The following is a 3,171-nucleotide window of genomic DNA, read 5'->3' on the forward strand; positions in this document are numbered from 1 at the left end:
CCGCCCGGCCGGGGACCGCTTCGCGGTGCTGCGGACCCGCGGCACCGCGATGGAGTCGCATCTGCCCTACGCCGGGCTGCACGCCCTGCTCCGCCCGATCGCGGACGGGCTGGCGGCGCTGCCCCCGGCGCAGGCGGCGGTGCTCACCGAGGCCCTGCGGCTCGGTACGGCCGGCCGCGGTCTGGCCCTTCCCGCCGCCGTCCTCGACCTCCTGCTCGCCGTACGGCGCCCGGTCCTGATCTGCGTCGACGACCTGCACCACCTCGACGCGCCGAGTCGCGAGGCACTGTTCTTCGTCGCCCGACGGCTGGGCGGGGAGCGGATCGCGCTGCTCCTGGCGGCCGACGAGGGGGGCGCCTCCGGCGGGACGGACGGAGGCGGCGACGGGGCCGGGGCCCGGCGGGCGCGCCCGGCGACATCCCCCGGCTGGTCCTCGGCCGCCTGGCCGAGGAGGCGGCCCGGCAGGTGATCGACGACCTGGCGCCGCCCGGCCTCTCCGAGGACCTGCGGATCTCGCTGGCCGAGGTCGCCCGCGGCAACCCGCTCGCGCTCCGCGAACTCGTCGGCTCGCTCACCCCCGACCAGGCGAGCGGTGCCGCCGCTCCCCCGGAGACCCCGCCGCCGGGCGGACGGCTGTGGCGCGCGTACGCCGACCGGCTCTCCCGGCTGCCCGGTGAGACCGCGGATCTGCTGCTGCTGCTCGCGGCCGATCCGGACCTGGACACGGCCACCCTGCTGCGCGCCGCCGAACCCCGCTGCGCGCTCACCGCGCTGGAACCCGCCGAGCGGGCGGGCGTCGTCCGCGCGGTCGGCGACCGCTACGACTTCCGCGATCCGGCGATGGGCCCGGTGGTCTACGCCGGGGCCTCCCCGGCCCGGCGAAGGGAGGCGCACCGCCTGCTGGCCCGCATCCTGGACGCCGAGCACCAGCGCCTGCGGCGGGCCTGGCACCGGGCGGCCGCGCTGGACGGTCCCGCCGAGCGGCTGGCCGACGCACTGGTGGAGGAGCTCGCCGAAGGGCCGGACGGCACGGCCGCAGGCCGGAGCGGCTTCCCCGAGGCGTTCCGCGCCTTCGAGCGGGCCGCGGAGCTCACGTTCCGCGGCGACGTCAGGGCGGCCCGCCTGGCCGCCGCCGCGCGCCACGCCTGGCACGCGGGCCTGCCGCAGCGCGCCCGGTCCCTGCTGGCCCGCCTCAACTCCCTGACGGTCACCGAGGAGGTGCGGGGGCGGGCCGAACTGGTCCGGGGCAGTCTGGACCTGCGCAGCGGCAAGACCGGCAGCGCCTGCGACGAGCTGCTGGCGGCGGCCGACCGGCTGCTCGACCGCGACCGGGAGCAGGCCGTCCGGGCGCTGATCCGCGCGAGCGAGGCGACCTACCTCGCCGGCGACAACCACCGTTTCATGGCCATCGCGCGGCGCGCCGCCGCGCTGCGGCGCCCGGACGACCCGCCCACCACGCAGCTGATGTTCGAGTACCTCGCCGGCATGGCGGCGACCTTCCGCGGGCGGCACGGGGAGGCGGCGGCCCCGCTGCGCCGCGTCGTGGAGCTCGCCCCCTCGGTGGACAACCCCTCGGTGCTGGTCTGGGCCTGCGTCTCCAGCCTGCTGCTCGGCGACGACGTCCAGGCGCTGAAGCTGGCGACCCGGGCGATCGACATCGCGCGCGCCCAGGGGGCGGTCTCCACGGTGCCGCAGGTGCTGGAGTTCCTGATCCAGGCCGAGCTCTGGATGGGGCGCTACGCCTCGGTCGCGGCCAACGCGATGGAGGGCCTGCGGCTGGCCCAGGAGACGGGCAGGCTCAACAGCGCGGCCCAGCACCTGGCCTGGCTCGCCCTGACCGCGGCGGTGCAGGGCGACGAGGAGACGTGCCGGATCAGAGCCGGGAGCGCGATCGAGCTGGCCGACGCCCACGGCCTGGGCGTCGTCGGAGCGCTCGGCAACTGGGCGCTGGCCCACCTCGACGTCGCCGCCGGCCGCCACGCGGGCGCCGCCGCACGCCTGCGGGTCACGGCCCGCCCCGGCGGGACGGGCGGGCACCCGGTCATCCGGGTCATGGCGACCCCCCATTTCGTCGAGGCGGCCGTACGCACCGGCGACGTCGGGCACGCGCAGGCGGCCCTGTCCGTGCTCGACCGCTGGGTGGGCAGCACGCGCAGCCCCGACCGGCTGGCGCTGGCGGCGCGCTGCCACGCGCTCCTGGCCGGCCGCGGCGAGTCCGAGGAGCGCTTCCGCGAGGCGCTGGACCTGCACGAGCGGGGATCCTGCGCGTTCGAGACGGCCCGCACCCAGCTGCTGTTCGGCAGTGCGCTGCGCCGCAACCGGCGGCCCGGTGCGGCCCGGGAGCACCTGCACGGCGCGCTGGAGACCTTCGAGCGGTACGGCGCGCGGCTCTGGGCCGAGCAGGCCCGGGGCGAGCTGCGCGCCTCGGGGGAGGCTCTGCCGTCCCGGCACGCCGGGCCCGGGCTGCCGGAGCGCGGGCGCGGGCCGAGGAGGCTCCCGCGGCCCAGGCCCTGACGGCGCAGCAGTTCCAGATCGCCCGGCTGGTCGCCGACGGCGCCACCAACCGCGAGGTGGCCGCCCAGCTCTTCCTGAGCCCGCGCACCGTCGAGCACCACCTCAGGAACATCTTCACCCGGCTCGGCATCCGCTCCCGCGTCGAACTGGTGCGCCTGCTCTCCTAGCCGACCGCCCCATCGGCGACCGCTCAGCGCCCACGGCCGGCGCGACCACACGCCCCCGCCGGGGGAAGTCGACTCCGCCGTCCCCGCCTCCTCCCCGCCCGAGCAGCTGGAAGATCCCGCCGGTAGCCCGGATCCCCTGGCGGCCGCTCCCGGCGTCCCCGCGGCCGGGACGTCCCGGCTCCGCGCGGGACGCCGCGGTCAGGCCACGTTCTTCCAGGGGGTGACCCGCAGCATGTCGTCGATCCGCGCGGGCGGCACGGGCGGGGAGAACAGGTAGCCCTGGGCCAGCGGGGAGCCCATCTGCTGCAGCACGTCGGCCTGGTCGCGCGACTCCACGCCCTCCACCACGGTGCTGAGTCCCAGGCTGGCCGAGAGCTCCAGGATCGCCTTGGTGAAGGCGCGGGTCCGGTGGTGGTCGGACTCGGTCAGCGGGGTGGTGAACGACCGGTCGATCTTGAGGATGTCCACCGGGAGGGTCCGCAGGTAGGCC

At 77.5% G+C, this 3,171-nt stretch carries 3 protein-coding genes and 1 pseudogene; 3 read left to right on the forward strand and 1 reads right to left on the reverse strand.

Features of this window, described 5'->3' with window-relative positions:
• The 3 genes and pseudogenes from ACWJ6R_RS33125 to ACWJ6R_RS33135 form a co-directional block, all read left to right on the forward strand.
• Positions 1-469 (forward strand): annotated as a pseudogene (locus ACWJ6R_RS33125) (hypothetical protein); the annotation flags it as partial.
• Positions 466-2,514, forward strand: a complete 2,049-nt coding sequence (locus ACWJ6R_RS33130) for a helix-turn-helix transcriptional regulator (protein ID WP_449065998.1) — start codon at positions 466-468, stop codon at positions 2,512-2,514. The pseudogene ACWJ6R_RS33125 and the gene ACWJ6R_RS33130, both read left to right, overlap by 4 nt.
• A 26-nt stretch (positions 2,515-2,540) precedes the next feature.
• Positions 2,541-2,681 carry a helix-turn-helix domain-containing protein gene (locus ACWJ6R_RS33135; RefSeq protein WP_449066000.1) on the forward strand — a complete coding sequence of 47 codons (141 nt, stop codon included), beginning with the start codon at positions 2,541-2,543 and terminating at the stop codon, positions 2,679-2,681.
• Between the two features lie 198 nt (positions 2,682-2,879).
• On the opposite strand, the gene ACWJ6R_RS33140 is transcribed toward ACWJ6R_RS33135, so the two are convergent.
• The coding region (locus tag ACWJ6R_RS33140) for an EAL domain-containing protein (RefSeq protein WP_449065999.1) at positions 2,880-3,171 on the reverse strand (292 nt) is incomplete at its 5' end.

It is taken from the genome of Planomonospora algeriensis, from assembly GCF_977012225.1.